Below are 16,252 nucleotides of genomic sequence, written 5' to 3' on the forward strand. Positions count from 1 at the left end.
GGCCACCGGCTACGGGCTGTTGCGCGCGAAATACCCGCAGTACGAGCGAATTGCACTGAACGGCCCGGTCGTCACCGCCGCGATGGACGGTGGCCCGTCCGTCCGCACGGACCCACCACAGGTGTTCCCACTCGTCGGTGTAGTGGTCAACCAGCAGGCTGACCCGGGAATCGCCCTCGATGTTGGCCAGCCGGCGCAGTCGCTGGGTGGACTTGGGTTTGGCGTCCACAGCGGAGTAGATGGTGTCGCCCTCGGCGGAACGGTGCACGGCAAAGACCACCGGGACCAGGTGCGGAGCGCCGTCGGGGCGCAGTGTCGCCAGGACGGCAGTGGGTGCAGCGGCGAATCGAGTTGCGGCTTCGAGATCAGCGAGATCAGCCATCAGTCGAGATTATGTGGATGACACCGTCTGCGTCTCAGGGCGGCGGGACATCGCCGGGGGGCGCACCCTCGTCCGGGAGCGGCGGGAGCTTCATGAGCTCGTCGTAGGTCGGGTCGCCCGCACCCGGTGGCATGGGCCGGGTCGGCATGATGATCGTGGGCCGGTAGTCCTCTGGCGGATTCTCGACCGGCGCGACGCAACCGACGCCGTAGGTGGTGGTGGCAGGGACTCCGGCGTTGTCGACACAGCAGGTCGTGGCGACGGAGTCGATGTTCTGGTCGGGACCGGGTGCCGCCGTCGCGGTACAGGTCTCATATCCCTGCACGTCGAACGCCGCCGAGGCGGGTGGGATCGTGAACTGACCTGCGGCGCAGATGCCGACGAACGCGGCAGATGTGGCGAGCAGACGCCGCCGACGTGCGAGGGTCGTGCGGACGGGCGTCATGGGCGCCAACCCTAGTCAGCCGGTGTCGCCATCGTCCACCACCGGGCGGCTTGCGATGCCTCTCACGTTCGGCGAGGTCACGATAGGGTGCCGGTGCGCGCGCTTGGTGGCCAACGGAGGGTTTGGTAATGATGACGTCCCGGATCGTGACAGCATCTGCGGCTCTGGCCGCATCGGCACTCGTCGCGGTGGGTCTGGCGGCGTGCGCGCCTCCCCAGAAGGGCGCTGCCGGTGGTGACACCGATACCGGCGTCAAGGTCGCCGAGGCCAAGTCTGCGGCAGACTTCGGCGGGATGGACAAGCTCATCGCGGCCGCCAAGGCCGAAGGTGAGCTCAATGTCATTGCGCTGCCTCCGGATTGGGCCAACTACGGCGCCATCATCAAGACCTTCGAGGAGAAGTACGGCATCAAGGTGAACTCGGCGCTGCCCGACGGTTCCAGTCAGGAAGAGATCAACGCGGCGAACCAGCAGAAGGGCAAGAGCACCGCACCCGACGTGTTCGACCTGGGGCAGTCGGTCGCGCTCGCGAACACCTCGATGTTCGCTCCGTACAAGGTGGCCACCTTCGATGACATCCAGGAGAACCTCAAGGACCCGGACGGCACCTGGGTCAACGATTACGGCGGCTTCATGTCCATCGGCTTCGATTCCACGAAGGTTCCACCGATCACCTCCGTCGAAGACCTGCTCAAGCCTGAGTACCACGGCAAGGTCGCGCTCAACGGAGACCCGACCCAGGCCGGCGCGGCGTTCGCCGGGGTCCTGATGGCAGCGGTGGCACAGGGCGGGTCGGCCGACGACATCGCCCCCGGCGTCGCGTTCTTCGAAAAGCTCAACGAGGCAGGCAACTTCCTGCCGCTGGATCCGACCCCGGCCACCATCGAATCAGGGCAGACCCCGGTGGTGATCGACTGGAACTACCTCAACGGCACCGAGAGCCAGAAGGTCCCGGGATGGCAAGTGATCGTTCCGCACGAGGCACTGGTCGCGGGGTACTACTACCAGGCGATCAACAAGGATGCACCGCATCCGGCGGCGGCCCGGTTGTGGCAGGAATTCCTGTTCAGCGACGAGGGGCAGAACCTGTACGCCAAGGGCGGGGTTCGCCCGGTGCGCGCCGACAAGATGATCCTGGCCGGGACCGCCGACCGCGCGGCGTTCGGTCAGTTGCCTCCCATCGACGGCCCGGTCACGGTCGCGAGCCAGGCCCAAACCGACGTAGCCAACCAGTATCTGGCCGACAACTGGGCCAAGGCGATCGGCTAGGTCGCCAGTGCCGGGTAGTACAACTCGTCGGGACCTCCGCGCAGACATCCGTGACGCGCTGCCATTGCTGCCGTTCGTGGTGGTGGTGACAGTCTTTTTGATCGTCCCCACGGCGACGGTGATCGTCATGGCGTTCTTCGCCGACGGATCCTTCTCACTGGATCGGATTGCCGCGCTGTTCTCCGGTACTGCCCTGGCTGCTCTGGCCAAGAGCATTGCCCTGTCGGCCAGTACGGCGCTGATCGGGGCGGTGCTGGGCGCGGTGCTGGCCTGGCTGATCGTCAGCAGCCCACACGCGTCGATGGTTCGTCGCACGGTGCTGGCACTGTGCAGTGTGCTGGCCCAGTTCGGCGGTGTGGCACTGGCTTTCGCATTTCTGGCCACCATCGGGCTCAATGGCGTGCTGACACTGTGGGTGAAGGAGAACCTCGGCTGGGATCTGGCCGGTTCCGGCTGGTTGTACGGACTCGGCGGGCTGATCCTGGTGTACAGCTACTTCCAGATCCCGTTGATGGTGATCGTGTTCCTGCCCGCCCTCGAGGGGTTGCGTGAGCAGTGGCGCGAGGCCGCCGTCAGCCTCGGCGCGTCACGGTGGCAGTACCTGCGGGAGGTCGCAGTGCCGCTGCTGACCCCGGCATTCTGGGGGTCGGCGTTGTTGTTGTTCGCCAACGCGTTTGCCGCCTACGCCACCGCGGCCGCACTGGTCAGTCAGGGCAGTCCGATCGTGCCGCTGTTGATCCGCGCCGCACTCACCAGTGAGGTCGTGCTGGGTCAGTCCGGCTTCGCCTATGCGCTGGCCTGCGAGATGATCGTGGTGGTGGCCGTGGTGATGATCGCCTACAACGCCTTGGTCCGGCGCACGGCGAGGTGGCTCAAATGAACCGTGCTGCCCGCGTGGCGCTCTGGGTGCTGTTCGGCCTGTTCTTCTTGTTTCCGCTGTATGCGATGGCCGACTTCTCGACCCGGAATCTCATCGCCGGCGGGCGCACCGGCGCGGCATGGCGCAATCTGGTCGCCGACGAGGCGCTGTACCACGCCATCCTGATCTCATTGCTGCTCGCGGTGTTCACCGTCATCGCGATGCTGGCGTTGCTGGTGCCGACGATGATCTGGGTACGCGTGCGGGTCCGCTGGGCCGCACCGCTGGTGGAGTTTCTGTGCCTGCTGCCGCTGACCATTCCGGCCCTGGTCATCGTGGTGGGCCTGCGCAACGTGTACCTGTGGGTCACTTATCTTCTCGGCGAGTCGGCGCTCACCCTGACATTCGTCTACGTGGTGCTGGTCCTGCCGTTCGCCTACCGGGCGATCGATTCCGCGCTGTCCGCGATCGACCTGCAGACCTTGTCGGAGGCAGCTCGGTCGTTGGGGGCCGGTTGGATCTCGACCATCACCCGGGTGATCGTGCCCAACATCTGGTCTGGGATCCTGTCCGCTGCCTTCATTTCCATTGCGGTGGTGCTCGGTGAATACACCGTGGCCTCGCTGAGTGGCTTCGAGACGCTCCCCGTCCAGATCGTGGCGATCGGGAAGAGTGACGGCGCGACGTCGGTGGCGGCCTCGCTGGCCACGCTGCTGCTCGGCTTCGCTCTGTTGTTGGTCTTGGCGGCGCTCACGCGGGGCCGCCGCCGGAGGTTGGGAGTTCAGACATGAGTCTCGGGGCCGGTGTGCGCGTTGAACTTCGTGACCTCACCCGCACTTACGGCAACGTCCACGCACTCGACGGGCTGAGTCTGTCCATCGAGCCGGGGGAGTTGGTCGCGCTGCTCGGCCCGTCGGGCTGCGGCAAGACCACGGCGCTCCGCATCCTGGCCGGGCTGGAAGAGGCCAGCGCCGGCACCGTGTTCGTCGGCGGCCGTGACATCAGCTCGGTGCCGGCCAACAAGCGGGATATGGGCATGGTGTTCCAGGCCTACAGCCTGTTCCCGCACCTGACCGTGTTGGACAACGTCGCATTCGGCTTGAAGATGCGTGGAAAGTCCAAGCGGGACCGGCTGTTTCGAGCTGCAGACATGCTCGATCTGGTGGGCCTGGCGGCGCACAAGGGCAAGTATGCGAGCGAGCTGTCCGGGGGCGAACAGCAGCGGGTCGCGTTGGCGCGGGCCCTGGCGATCGAGCCGAGGGTGCTGCTGCTCGACGAGCCGCTGTCGGCACTCGATGCGAAAGTGCGCTCGCAACTGCGTGACGAGATCCGGCGGGTACAGCTCGAAGTCGGCATCACGACGTTGTTCGTCACCCATGACCAGGAGGAGGCCCTCGGGGTTGCGGACCGGGTCGGGGTGATGAGTCACGGCAAACTCGAGCAGCTCGCCACTCCTGCCGTGGTCTACGCCCGCCCGTCGACGCCGTTCGTCGCCGAATTCGTCGGCTTGCACAACAAGGTGCGCGCGCGGGTGGCGGGCGGACGGGCCAGACTGCTGGGCGCCGAGTTGCCGACGCTGCCCGGATCGATCAGTTCCGGGTCGGGTATCGCGATGGTGCGGCCGGAATCGATCCGGGTGCGCGCCGATCCGGACGGGCCCGCGGTGGTGGAATCCGTGTCGTTCCTGGGCCCGACGTCGCACGTGTACATCTCACTGCCCGACGGCTCGCTGATCCACGCGCAGCTGCCCAGCTCGCGGGCCCGGGCCTTCGGGCCCGGCGTCGTCGTCAACCTTGCTCTGGAGCGGGCGCCGGTCCTGGTGATCTAGCGTGCCCGGTCCGACCGGTTCGCGTTCGTAACGGCATGACGAAAAATCACGCCCGGGACCGCCATGGCGTTACGAACGTGAGGCTCCCGGCGGTTGGTTCTCTGCCTTAAACGTCCTTGACCGGTTCGATCCCCAGATCGCGGTAGGTGACCAGCGCCGCGAACGGGACCCCGCGCTTGGCGAACCGCCCGGTCGCGACGTCGCCGCGGTCGACCATCGGGATGACGCCGGTGACGACGGCGCCGACGGCGGTCACGCGTTCGTAGGCGATCTCGGTGGAGCCGCCGGTGCTGATCACGTCGTCGACCAGCAGCACGCGGGTACCGGGCTCGAGCCGGGTGCCCTCGATCCACTGCTCGCGGCCGCGGGACTTCTGTTCCTTGCGCACCGAGAACCAGGCCTTGCCGGTCACCATCGCGACCCCGTGGGCGAGCGGGTCGGCGCCCATGGTGAGCCCGCCGACGGCGTCGAATTCGATACCGCTCGCGGCGGCCAGATCGGCGACCGCTCGGCTGACGATGGCCATCCGCTCGCCGGTGTCGATGGCGAACTTGCCGTCGATGTAGTCGTGGCTCAGCTGCCCGCTGGCCAGCCGGAACGGCTCCTCGCGGTGTTCGTAGCCGCGGGTGCGGATCAGGTCGAAGGCGGCTTGCCAGGTGTCCGGGCGCTCAGGCATACCCGCGATCGTATTGCACGGCCTGACGGGGTCGCGGGCCCAGCCGGCGCGGTGCGCGGATCAAGCCCGAGCGCGCTGGGCCAACTCGACCGTGGCCGCCCGCAACTCACCGAAGGAGCTGATCGGTGCGGCGTAGCCGACTCGGGTGTAGGCCATCCCGCGCTCGGTGGTGACCCGCAGATCCAGGCCGTAGCGGTCGGCGCCGGTGCACACCGCCGCGGTCGTGTCGGGGTAGCCGCCGAGGGCACGGGCCATCTCGGCCAGCGAATCGGCGTGGTCGGCGTTGAGGTGCTCGATCGCACCGGCGGCGTGCGGTGCGACGGGGTCGGGTCCGGCGGCCGCATAGGCCTCGCCGGTGGTCGAGTCCATCCGGCCGTATCCGCCCACCCAGCGCACGCGCTGCACGCGCAGCACCCAGAGCGAGAAGTCGCTGAAGTCGATGTAGTAGCGGGCGGCGGCGACCGCGTCCAGATGGGCCCGGCGGGCCGCGGCGAGCTCGTCGCCGATGGGTCGCTCGGCGACACCGGCCAGCGTGATGCGGCTGCCGGCCAACGGATCTGACCCATTGTCGGGGGCGACGACGGAGATGCTGGCCCGGGGGTCGCCGGCGAGGTTGCGGCCGTGCTCGGCCATGTTCGACACACAGAGCACCGGTGCACCGGCCAGCAGTCCGTAGGTGACGAAGGATGCCCACGGGTCGCCGTCAGCGGTGAGGGTGGCCAGCGTGCCCGCGTTGGTCGATGCGGCGACGGTCCGGGCTTCCTCGGCTGCAGACGGACGTGCCCCCGCGATCACCTCCGTCAGTGGGGGAGGAACCGAGGGGGCATCACCGGGGTCGCCATGATCGCGCGTCACGCAGCGACCCTACCGCTGTGGGCTCAGCCGCCGAGCGCGGCGATGAGGTCCTTGATCTGAGCGGTCTCGGCTTCGGTCGCGGGCTCCTCGGCCTCGACGGCCTCGATGAGGTCCTTACGCAGCCCGACGCCGTTGGCGGCTTCCTCGGTGGACAGCTTCGCGTTGCCGCGTGCAACGTACAGACGCTGACCGAGCGTGGCGCCGGGGCCTTCGGACGCGGTCGTCATCAGCTCGTCGTAGCGGTGCCGCACACCGCTGAGCGCCACGATGACCGACGGGGTGACGCGGCTGCGGCCCGCTGCCTCCGACAGCGACGTCTGCAGCTTGCGCAGACCGCTGAGGACGACTGCGGCGCGGTCGGCGTACTCCGGGTCGCCGACCGGCGGTAGCGCGTCGATCGCGGCGATGTACATGTGCATCGCCGCATCAGAAAGTCCAACGATTACTGGTGCTTCACCGTCATTAGGTGCCGACTCACCCACAGGCCATCCCTCGTCGAAAGTTTGTGCTCGCCGGCCCATAGCCGACGAGGAGATCAAATGCGGGAAAAACGTAACCCGTTGCTGTCTCTTATTCAACCGTTAGTTTTTCCGCAAACACGCGCCCGGTGGCGAATCACGTTGCTGCAGGATCGTTTCGGATCACCACGTCCGGTGCGAGGTTTCGTCCAGGTGTCGAGGCCGGACGAAGTGGGTACGTTGGAAAGCTGATGGACAACGCTCAGGACGATCACCCACTGGTCGAACATCCGACCGCCGAGGACTTCGGCCATGCCAGAACGCTGCCCACGGACCCCGACTGGTTCAAGCGGGCGGTGTTCTACGAGGTTCTGGTTCGCGCGTTCTACGACTCGAACGCCGACGGTGTCGGCGATCTACGCGGTCTGACCCAGCAACTCGACTACCTCAAGTGGCTCGGTGTGGACTGCCTCTGGCTGCCACCGTTCTACGATTCTCCGCTGCGTGACGGTGGCTACGACATCCGGGACTTCTACAAGGTGCTACCCGAGTTCGGCACCGTGGAGGACTTCGTCGCGCTGCTCGACGGCGCGCACCGCCGGGGTATCCGCGTCATCACCGACCTGGTGATGAACCACACCTCCGACTCCCACGCGTGGTTCCAGGAGTCGCGGCAGAACCCCGACGGTCCCTACGGCGACTTCTATGTCTGGAGCGACACCAGCGACCGGTACGCCGATGCGCGCATCATCTTCGTCGACACCGAAGAGTCGAACTGGACCTTCGACCCCGTGCGCCGTCAGTTCTACTGGCACCGGTTCTTCTCTCACCAGCCCGATCTGAACTACGACAATCCGGCGGTGCAGGAGGCGATGATCGACGTCCTGCGGTTCTGGCTGGATCTCGGCATCGACGGTTTTCGGCTGGATGCGGTGCCCTACCTCTTCGAACGCGAGGGCACCAATTGCGAGAACCTGCCCGAGACGCACGCCTTCCTCAAGCGGTGCCGCAAGGTGGTCGACGACGAGTTCCCGGGCCGGGTGCTGCTGGCCGAGGCCAATCAGTGGCCGGCCGACGTGGTCGAGTACTTCGGCGATCCGAGCACGGGCGGCGACGAGTGCCACATGGCCTTCCATTTCCCGTTGATGCCGCGGATCTTCATGGCCGTGCGACGGGAGTCGCGGTTCCCGATCTCGGAGATCCTGGCGCAGACCCCGGCGATCCCGGACATGGCGCACTGGGCGATCTTCCTGCGCAACCACGACGAGCTCACGCTGGAGATGGTCACCGACGACGAGCGCGACTACATGTACGCCGAGTACGCCAAGGATCCGCGGATGAAGGCCAACGTCGGTATCCGCCGTCGGCTGGCCCCGTTGCTGGAGAACGACCGCAACCAGATCGAACTGTTCACCGCGTTGCTGCTGTCCCTGCCCGGATCGCCGATGCTCTACTACGGCGACGAGATCGGCATGGGCGACATCATCTGGCTCGGTGACCGCGACAGCGTGCGCACGCCGATGCAGTGGACGCCGGACCGCAACACCGGGTTCTCGACGGCCAACCCCGGCCGGCTGTACCTGCCGCCGAACCAGGACGCGGTGTACGGCTACCAGTCGGTGAATGTCGAAGCGCAGCGGGACAGTTCGACGTCGCTGCTGAACTGGACCCGCAGCATGCTGGCCATCCGCGGCCGCCACGATGCGTTCGCGGTCGGGGAGTTCCGTGAACTGGGCGGCTCCAACCCGTCGGTACTGGCTTACGTCCGCCAGATCGAGAGCGACGGCGATGCGGTGCTGTGCGTGAACAACCTGTCGCGGTTCCCGCAGCCCATCGAACTGAATCTGCAAGAGTGGAGCGGATATACGCCCATCGAGATGTCCGGCTACGTCGAGTTCCCCAGTATCGGTCAGCTGCCGTACCTGCTGACGCTGCCCGGGCACGGGTTCTACTGGTTCGAGCTCCGCGAGCCCGAGCGGGAGGCTGCACAGCAATGAGTCTCGAATTCGCTGACTGGCTGAGTCAGCAGCGCTGGTACGCCGGCCGCGGACGCGAATTAGCGACCGCCACACCAGGTCTGGTGCTCGACTTGAACGAGGATCTCGACCTGACGTTGCTGCAGGTGTCCTACGCCGACGGAACCGTCGAGCGGTACCAGGTACTGGTGAAGTGGGATGCCGACCTGATCGAGGAATACAGCTCCGTGGCCACGATCGGCAGTGACGACGGGCGGACGGCCTCCGACGCCCTCTACGACCAGGACGCCGCGCGATATCTGCTGGAGATGGTCGACCGTTCGGCCACCGTGGGCGGGCTGACGTGTAGCAAGGAGCCAGGGGCCACCCTGCCGCTGGATGCGCTGCCCCGGGTGTCGGCGGCAGAGCAGAGCAATACCAGCGTGGTGTTCGGGCAGGATGCCGTGCTCAAGGTGTTCCGCCGGATCACCCCGGGCATCAACCCCGACATCGAACTCAACCGCGTGCTGGCCCGGGCCGGTAACCCGCATGTGGCGAGGCTGCTCGGATCGATCGATATCGATTGGGAGGGTGAGCCTTTCGCGTTGGGGATGGTGACCGAATTCGCCGCCAACTCTGCCGAGGGCTGGGACATGGCCAACGCCAGCACCCGTGACCTCTTCGCCGAGGGTGACCTCTATGCCGACGAGGTGGGCGGTGACTTCGCCGCCGAGTCCCACCGACTGGGGGAGGCGGTGGCCTCGGTACATGCCTGTCTGGCCGAGCAGCTCGGCACCGAGTCGGTGCCCTTCCCGGCCGAGCTGATGACCGCCCGGCTGGCCACCGCCGCAGAGGCGGTACCCGAACTGCGCGAGCATGTCTCGCTGATCGAGGACCGCTACCGCAAGCTGGCCGACGAGCAGGTGACGGTCCAGCGGGTACACGGCGATCTGCATCTCGGGCAGGTGCTGCGCACCCCGGAGAACTGGCTGCTGATCGACTTCGAGGGCGAGCCCGGCCAACCGTTGCAGCTGCGGCGCAGCCCCGACTCGCCACTGCGTGACGTCGCGGGCATGCTGAGGTCTTTCGACTACGCGGCGTATGCCCGCCTGGTGGACCTGGCCACCGACGACGACCGGGCCCGGCAGTTGGCGGCCCGGGCCCGGGAGTGGGCCGACCGCAACAGCGCGGCATTCTGTGACGGCTACGCCGAGGCGGCCGGCGCCGATCCGCGCGAGCAGGCCGCGCTGTTGGCCGCCTATGAGCTGGACAAGGCGGTGTACGAGGCCGCCTACGAGGCCCGGTTCCGGCCGAGCTGGCTACCGGTCCCACTGGGATCGGTGACCCGCCTGATCGGCTGATATCTTCATTAGCATGCCTAATCAGCCTGCGCGCCGATCGGCGTCCGACGGGCTGCTGATCGCCGTCCTCGCGGCCGCCGGTATCAGTGTCTCGCTGATGCAGACCCTGATCATCCCGTTGATCCCGCAGTTGCCCACCCTGCTCGGCACCACCGGGGCCAACGCCTCGTGGGCGATCACCGCGACCCTGCTGACCGGCGCCGTCGCGACACCGATGTTGGGCCGTCTCGGGGATATGTACGGCCCCAAGTGGATTCTCGTGTTGTGCGCTGTCCTGCTGTTCGTCGGATCGGTGATCGCCGCCATGACGACCTCGCTGATCCCGTTGATCATCGGGCGAGGGCTGCAGGGGTTCGGAGCCCCGGTGATCCCACTGGGCATCAGCGTGCTGCGCGCCGCCCTGCCTCCTGAGCGGGTGGCCTCGGCCATGGGTTTGATGAGCGCGTCGCTGGGCGTCGGCGGCGCGCTGGGCCTGCCGTTGTCGGCGGTGATCGCCGAACAGTTCAACTGGCACGCCCTGTTCTGGTGTGCGGCCGCGCTCGGCCTGGCCTCGGGCATCCTGTTCGTCCTGCTGGTGCCCGACCTGGAACCCGTGTCCGCCGATCACCGGTTCGACCCGGTCGGCGCCGTCACGCTGGGCATCGGCCTGGTGCTGCTGTTGCTACCGATCTCCAAGGGCGCGATGTGGGGTTGGACCGATGCCACCACGTTGGGCATGTTCGCCGCCGCGGTGGCGACCTTCGGTGTGTTCACCTGGTGGCAGTACCGAGTGCCCTCACCCATCGTGGATATGCGCACGACGTTGAAACGGCCTGTGCTGCTGACGAACCTGGCCTCGATCGCGGTGGGCTTCGGCATGTTCGCGCTGTCGCTGGTGGGCCCCCAGCTGCTCGAGATGCCGCGGGAGACCGGATTCGGCCTGGGGCAGAGCATGGTCGCCACCGGTCTGTGGATGGCGCCCGGCGGACTGGCGATGATGGCCGCGGCACCGGTCGCCGCACGGGTGGTGTCGGCGCGCGGGCCGAAGATCGTACTGGTGATCGGCAGCGCGATCATCGCCGTGGGCTACCTGGCCGGCACCTTGATGCTCGGCAGCCCCGTCGGCCTGATGGTGCTCGGCCTGATCGTCAGCTTCGGCGTCGGTTTCGCCTTCGCCGCGCTACCCGCCTTGATCAATGCCGCGGTGCCGGTGTCGGAGACCGCGTCCGCGAACAGCATCAACTCGCTGGCCCGCTCGCTGGGGACCTCGACCTCCAGTGCGGTGATGACGGCGGTGCTGGCCCAGATGACCATCACGTTCGCCGGGCACGCGCTGCCGTCACCGGCCGGGTTCCGCACTGCGCTGCTGATCGCCGCGGCCGCGGCTGCCGGTGCCGCGCTGATCGCCATGGCAATACCGAAAGCGCCCCGGCCGGCTGAAACAGAACTGGACGGGGCGCTTTCAGAAGCTGCTGAGCGTTTGGTGTCAGAGCGTGGCGATCTCGTAGCTGTCGAGCTGGCCGACCAGCGTCCGTAGCTGATCCGACGACGAGCCCAGGGTGTGCTCGATCGCCGTCAGCCGCGCGGCGTAGTGGCCGACGGGGTACTCCGCGGTGACGCCGATACCGCCGTGCAGCTGGATCGACTCCTGCGAGATGTGCCGACCCGAGCGGCCGATCTGCAGCTTGGCGCGCGCCGCGATCACCGGGTTGAGCTCGCCGTCGGCGATCGACATTGCGGCGTAGGTGCCCATGCTGCGCGCCAGCTCCAACGACATGTACATGTCGGCGGCGCGCTGGGTCAGCGTCTGGAACTTGCTCAGTGTGACCCCGAACTGCTTGCGCTGCTTGAGGTAATCGGTGGTCAGGCGCAGCGATTCCTCCATCACGCCGACCGCCTCGGCGCACAGCGCCGCCGAGATCCGCACCAGGGCGTTGGTGATCGCCTCACCGGCGTCGGCGGCCTCGCCGAGCGGCTCGGCAGGCGTGGCATCCAGCTCGACCTGGGCCCCGCGCTGGCCGTCGAAGGTGCGGTAGCCCGTGCGGGTGACGTTCGCGGCGTCGACCAGGAACAGTCCAGTTCCTCCATCGGGCAGGGCGGCGCTGACGATCAGCGTGTCGGCGACGTCGCCGGCCAGCACCGGGTTCTTGGTGCCGCTCAGCGTCCACGCGTCGCCGCTGTTCGTCGCGGTCGTCGTCACCCCGGCCGATCCCCGCAAGCCAGGTTCGGCGTGGGCGAAGGCCAGGATCCGCTCACCCGCGGCGACGTCGTCGAGCAGGGCGCGCTGGGCGTCGGTACCCACCTCGGCGATGATCGCGCCGGGGCCGATCGCCCCGTGCAGGACGGGTTCGGGTGCCAGCCGGCGTCCGATCTCGTTCAGCACCACCATGATCTCGATCTGGCCGCCGGAGTCCTCATCGAAACCCAGTCCCAGAACGCCGATCTCGGCGAGCTGGCCCCAGACCTGGCGGTCGAATCCGGGCTCGGACTCCACCACCTTGTTGCGCTTTTCGGTGTCGTAGCCCGACAGCAGGTCACGGGTGGTGTCCGCCAGCAGGGTCTGTTCGTCAGTCAGCTGAAAGTCCATGGCTCAACTCACAATCCGAGAATGGTGGACGAGATGATGGTGCGCTGCACCTCGTTGCTACCGCCGTAGATCGAGGTCTTGCGGTAGTTGAGGTAGTGCGGGGCGGCGTGCTGGGCCCACTCCGGTGAGGCGATGTCGTCGGCCTCGTACGGCAGCGCGTCGGCGCCGGCCACCTCGACGAGCAGCTCGGTGGCGGTCTGCTGAAGCTGGCTGCCGCGCAGCTTGAGCACCGAGGATGCCGGGCTGGGCTTGCCGTCGGCCGAATCCGACGTCACCCGCATCTGGGTGAGTTCCAGTGCGAGGACGTCGTTCTCGGCCTCGGCCAGGCGGGCGGCGAACAGCGGATCGGCCAGCAGGCCGTTGGCCGCGGCACGTTCCTTGACCTCGGCCAGGCGAACCTTGGTGCGGGCCACCTGGGCGATGCCGGTCCGCTCGTTGCCGAGCAGGAACTTCGCGTAGGTCCAGCCCTGGTTCTCCTCGCCGACGAGCTGGTTGGCGGGCACCCGGACGTCTTCGAAGAAGACCTCGTTGACCTCGTAACTGCCGTCGATCAGCTTGATCGGGCGCAGTGTGACACCGGGGGTGTCCATTTCGAACAGCAGGAACGAGATGCCGGCCTGCTTCTTGGGGGCCTGCGGGTCGGTGCGGACCAGGCAGAAGATCCAGTCCGCGTGCTGACCGAGCGTCGTCCACGTCTTCTGGCCGTTGACGACGTAGCTGTCGCCGTCGCGCACCGCGGTGGTGCGCAGCGAGGCCAGGTCGGAGCCGGCCTCGGGCTCGGAGAAGCCCTGGCACCACCAGATGTCCAGTGCCGCGGTCGGCGGCAGGAAGCGCTCTTTGACCTCCTGCGAGCCGAACTCGGCGATCACCGGGCCGACCATCCTCGCGTTGAAGGTCAGTGGCTCGGGAACGCTGGCCAACTGCATCTCGTCGAGCCAGATCTGATGCTGGTTGGGCGTCCAGTCCTTGCCGCCCCACTCGACTGGCCAGTTGGGCACCGCAAGACCGTGCTCATGGAGGATTTTGTGCGCCGTGATGATGCCCTCTTTGCCGATCGGCAGCCCCAGCCGGTTTCGTTCTCGAAGCTCGGCGGGAATCTTCGTCGTGTAGAAGGTGCGCAGCTCATCGCGGAAAGCTGCTTCCTCCGGTGTGAGCGCCAGTTGCATGACCGTCTCCCTGTCGGTGGATCTGTCTGCACCCTAAACCACCCGGTTGGTTGGGTGCACCGGGGATGCGTCTAGCGCACCAGTCGACGCAGCAACGACGAGGCGACGACGACTCCGAGCACCGCAGCCACGATCAGCACACTGATGTCGAGTGCCCAATTGGTCGGCGTGCCGATCAGCAGCCCGCGTAGTGCGTTCACCTCATAGCTGAGCGGGTTGACCGTGGACAGCCATCGCAGCCAGGTCGGCATGATGTCGACGGGATAGAGCGCATTGGACGCGAAGAACAAAGGCATGGTGATGGCCTGGCCGATCCCCATCAGCCGGTCCCGTTTGCGCACCAACCCGGCCAGGGTCATCGACAGACACGCGAAGAACGCCGCACCCAGCGCCACCACGGCCATCGCGGCCAGGATGCGCAGCGGATTGACCGTCATCGCGATGCCCATCAGATAGGCAAGCAGCACCACTCCGAGCACCTGGACCACCGAGCGCACCCCGGCTGCGAAAGCCTTGCCCGCCACCAGGGCGGAGGCCGGCGCCGGCGTAACCATGAGTTTGGCCAGAATGCCGGCGTCGCGGTCCCAGATGATCTGGATGCCGTAGAAGATCGAGATGAACAGGGCCGACTGGGCGATGATGCCCGGCGCCAGGAATGTCAGGTAGGGAACGCCACCGGTGTCTACGAGATGGAGTCGGCTGAAGGTCTGGCCGAAGATCAGCAGCCACAGCGCGGGCTGGACCATGCGGGTGAAGAGTTCGGTGCGGTCGTGGCGCAGCTTCTGCAGTTCGACGAGGGCGAAGGCCGACATCCGCAGCGCCATCGCGCGGACCCGTCGCATCCCGCGCGGCGCCAGGACCAGGGACTCAGCTGACACGGCGGGCCGTCCTGCGGGTGGCACGTACCTCGCGCATGCCGCCGTTCTGTTGCCCGTCGTCGGTCAGGTCCGAACCGGCGTAGTGGCGGAAGACGTCCTCGAGCGTGGCATCGGGGGTATCAGTGGCCTTGACGACCCGTTCCTTCAGTTCGGCCGGCGTTCCGACCGCCTGCAACCGGCCGTGGTGCATCAGTGCCACCCGGTCACACAAGGCGTCGGCTTCGCCCATGTAGTGCGTGGTGAGCAGCACCGTCATCCCGAACTCCGCCTGCATCCGGCCGACCTGCGTCCAGACGCTGTCGCGGGCGATGGGATCGAGCCCGACCGTGGGCTCGTCGAGGATCAGCAGCAGTGGACGGTTGACGAGTGCCTGGGCCAGCTCGAGGCGGCGCACCATGCCTCCTGAGTAGGTGCCCGCCACGGCATCGGCAACATCGAGCAGCTGCATCGACTCCAGCGCACGGTCGACCCGCTCCCTGCGTTCGGCCCGCGGCACGTCGTACAGTCGCGCGAACAACTCGACGTTCTGTCGGCCCGTCAGTGCCGCCTCGATCGAGAGTTGTTGCGGCACATAGCCGATGTTGTGTCGGATGTCCATGGTGCGCCGCTCGGCGTCGAGACCGAAGATCCGCACCTCGCCTTCCTGCACCGGCGTCAGTGTGGTCAGCACCCGCACCGCTGTGGTCTTGCCTGCCCCGTTCGGGCCGAGCAGGCCCAGGGTCTCGCCGCGATGTACCTGCAGGGTGAGGTCGTCGACGGCGGTGAAGGTGCCGTAACGATGGGTCAGGTGCCGGCAGTCGATGGCCGGGTCGGTCATGTGTCCCCCTCGTGCAGGAGCCGGGTCAGTTCGGTCATCACGTCCAATCCGTTTGCCAGGTCGTTGATCTGGTCGTCGTCGAGTTGTGCCAGCACGGCCGAAAGCGCGGCGCGGCGGGCCGCCCTTGACTCGTCGGCGATCGCCTGTGCGGGCGGGGTGAGTCGTAGACGGACCACTCGCCGATCCGAGTCGTCGGTGATTCTGGCCAGCAGTCCGTCGCCGACCAATCGCGACACCAGCGTGGAGGCGGAGTTGGGCACCAGGCTGAGTTCGGCGGCCGCTTCCCGCACCGAGATGTCGGGCCGTCGGCCGACCAGGCGCAACAGTTCGCCCTGGGACTGGGTCAACCCGGTGGCATCGAATCCGCCGCCGGTGGACCGGCGTAACTGCCTACGGAACCGGCCGACGACGGTGAACAGTTCGCCCACAAGATCTCGATGTGTTTCCACGCCGACACAATACCTCTGTAACAGAGGTATTGCATGGTGCGCGACGGTGAGATGAATGTTGAATGAACCAACTCGCGGGGCTCGAAAGGGGGTGCGGCAAACCCGCTGAGACGCCGCAGCCGTGGCCGCAGGGTAGTTGCCGCCGCTCTTCGGCTCGTACCCCCCAGCCCGCCCGGCCGGTGACATCAAGCAAGCGCTCAACGTCTACTTAGGCGGCCACGGCTGCTACATGTTCAAGGTACCAGATTTCCTGGTTAGGGCACGGACATTGGACCAATTAGCAACGCCA

17 protein-coding genes are annotated in these 16,252 nt (G+C 67.1%); 7 read left to right on the forward strand and 10 right to left on the reverse strand.

The window, feature by feature from the left end; genetic code table 11:
* Both A5779_RS20780 and A5779_RS20785 read right to left on the reverse strand, forming a co-directional pair.
* Positions 1 to 382 (reverse strand): TIGR03668 family PPOX class F420-dependent oxidoreductase (locus tag A5779_RS20780; protein WP_236734833.1); only part of this gene is annotated, 382 nt, incomplete at its 3' end.
* 34 nt (positions 383 to 416) lie between these two features.
* Entirely contained in the window at positions 417 to 827 is a 411-nt protein-coding gene (locus tag A5779_RS20785; protein ID WP_064885190.1) for a hypothetical protein, read from the reverse strand.
* A 128-nt stretch (positions 828 to 955) separates the two neighbouring features.
* Here A5779_RS20785 and A5779_RS20790 point away from each other — a divergent pair, with 128 nt between their 5' ends.
* The 4 genes from A5779_RS20790 to A5779_RS20805 are packed head-to-tail and all read left to right on the forward strand — an operon-like array spanning position 956 to position 4,782.
* Positions 956 to 2,095 (forward strand): ABC transporter substrate-binding protein, encoded by a 1,140-nt coding sequence (locus A5779_RS20790; protein WP_064885192.1) that lies wholly within the window; start codon positions 956 to 958, stop codon positions 2,093 to 2,095.
* 7 nt (positions 2,096 to 2,102) lie between these two features.
* Positions 2,103 to 2,975, forward strand: coding sequence for an ABC transporter permease (locus A5779_RS20795; protein ID WP_165609810.1), 873 nt, complete (start codon positions 2,103 to 2,105; stop codon positions 2,973 to 2,975).
* Positions 2,972 to 3,745, forward strand: a complete 774-nt coding sequence (locus A5779_RS20800) for an ABC transporter permease (protein WP_064885194.1) — start codon at positions 2,972 to 2,974, stop codon at positions 3,743 to 3,745. Before A5779_RS20795 ends, A5779_RS20800 begins: the two co-directional genes overlap by 4 nt.
* A complete protein-coding gene (locus A5779_RS20805; RefSeq protein ID WP_064885196.1) occupies positions 3,742 to 4,782 on the forward strand; it encodes an ABC transporter ATP-binding protein in 1,041 nt (346 codons plus the stop codon). Before A5779_RS20800 ends, A5779_RS20805 begins: the two co-directional genes overlap by 4 nt.
* Positions 4,783 to 4,888: 106 nt before the next feature.
* On the opposite strand, the gene pyrE is transcribed toward A5779_RS20805, so the two are convergent.
* From pyrE to A5779_RS20820, 3 genes are read right to left on the reverse strand one after another with little or no spacing between them, the layout of a single operon-like run.
* On the reverse strand, positions 4,889 to 5,458 hold the full coding sequence (pyrE, locus tag A5779_RS20810) for an orotate phosphoribosyltransferase (protein ID WP_064885198.1): 570 nt from the start codon (positions 5,456 to 5,458) through the stop codon (positions 4,889 to 4,891).
* 60 nt (positions 5,459 to 5,518) lie between these two features.
* Positions 5,519 to 6,313, reverse strand: a complete 795-nt coding sequence (locus A5779_RS20815; protein WP_064885200.1) for a HugZ family pyridoxamine 5'-phosphate oxidase — start codon at positions 6,311 to 6,313, stop codon at positions 5,519 to 5,521.
* Between the two features lie 23 nt (positions 6,314 to 6,336).
* Positions 6,337 to 6,726, reverse strand: a complete 390-nt coding sequence (locus A5779_RS20820; RefSeq protein WP_064885219.1) for a hypothetical protein — start codon at positions 6,724 to 6,726, stop codon at positions 6,337 to 6,339.
* 296 nt (positions 6,727 to 7,022) lie between these two features.
* Here A5779_RS20820 and treS point away from each other — a divergent pair, with 296 nt between their 5' ends.
* Genes treS through A5779_RS20835 form a run of 3 tightly spaced genes read left to right on the forward strand, consistent with a single transcriptional unit; the run spans position 7,023 to position 11,603 of the window.
* Positions 7,023 to 8,768, forward strand: a complete 1,746-nt coding sequence (gene treS / locus A5779_RS20825) for a maltose alpha-D-glucosyltransferase (protein WP_064885202.1) — start codon at positions 7,023 to 7,025, stop codon at positions 8,766 to 8,768.
* Positions 8,765 to 10,087, forward strand: a complete 1,323-nt coding sequence (locus A5779_RS20830) for a maltokinase N-terminal cap-like domain-containing protein (RefSeq protein ID WP_064885204.1) — start codon at positions 8,765 to 8,767, stop codon at positions 10,085 to 10,087. The genes treS and A5779_RS20830 overlap by 4 nt, the downstream gene beginning before the upstream one ends.
* Positions 10,088 to 10,100: 13 nt before the next feature.
* A complete protein-coding gene (locus A5779_RS20835) occupies positions 10,101 to 11,603 on the forward strand; it encodes an MFS transporter (RefSeq protein ID WP_064885206.1) in 1,503 nt (500 codons plus the stop codon).
* Here the strand turns inward: A5779_RS20835 and A5779_RS20840 are convergent.
* The 5 genes from A5779_RS20840 to A5779_RS20860 form a co-directional block, all read right to left on the reverse strand.
* Positions 11,553 to 12,653, reverse strand: a complete 1,101-nt coding sequence (locus tag A5779_RS20840; RefSeq protein ID WP_064885208.1) for an acyl-CoA dehydrogenase family protein — start codon at positions 12,651 to 12,653, stop codon at positions 11,553 to 11,555. The two genes, A5779_RS20835 and A5779_RS20840, sit on opposite strands and share 51 nt — an antisense overlap.
* Before the next feature lie 8 nt (positions 12,654 to 12,661).
* A complete protein-coding gene (locus tag A5779_RS20845) occupies positions 12,662 to 13,819 on the reverse strand; it encodes an acyl-CoA dehydrogenase family protein (RefSeq protein WP_064885210.1) in 1,158 nt (385 codons plus the stop codon).
* 71 nt (positions 13,820 to 13,890) lie between these two features.
* On the reverse strand, positions 13,891 to 14,643 hold the full coding sequence (locus A5779_RS20850) for an ABC transporter permease (protein ID WP_082941780.1): 753 nt from the start codon (positions 14,641 to 14,643) through the stop codon (positions 13,891 to 13,893).
* A gap of 43 nt (positions 14,644 to 14,686) precedes the next feature.
* On the reverse strand, positions 14,687 to 15,514 hold the full coding sequence (locus A5779_RS20855) for an ATP-binding cassette domain-containing protein (protein ID WP_064885212.1): 828 nt from the start codon (positions 15,512 to 15,514) through the stop codon (positions 14,687 to 14,689).
* The gene (locus A5779_RS20860) at positions 15,511 to 15,963 is read right to left on the reverse strand and encodes a MarR family winged helix-turn-helix transcriptional regulator (RefSeq protein ID WP_064885214.1); all 453 of its coding nucleotides are present in this window, start codon (positions 15,961 to 15,963) and stop codon (positions 15,511 to 15,513) included. Before A5779_RS20860 ends, A5779_RS20855 begins: the two co-directional genes overlap by 4 nt.
* Positions 15,964 to 16,252: the final 289 nt, after the last annotated feature.

The sequence above is a fragment of the Mycolicibacterium peregrinum genome, assembly GCF_001665625.1.
GTDB classification, from domain to species: Bacteria; Actinomycetota; Actinomycetes; order Mycobacteriales; family Mycobacteriaceae; genus Mycobacterium; species Mycobacterium peregrinum_B.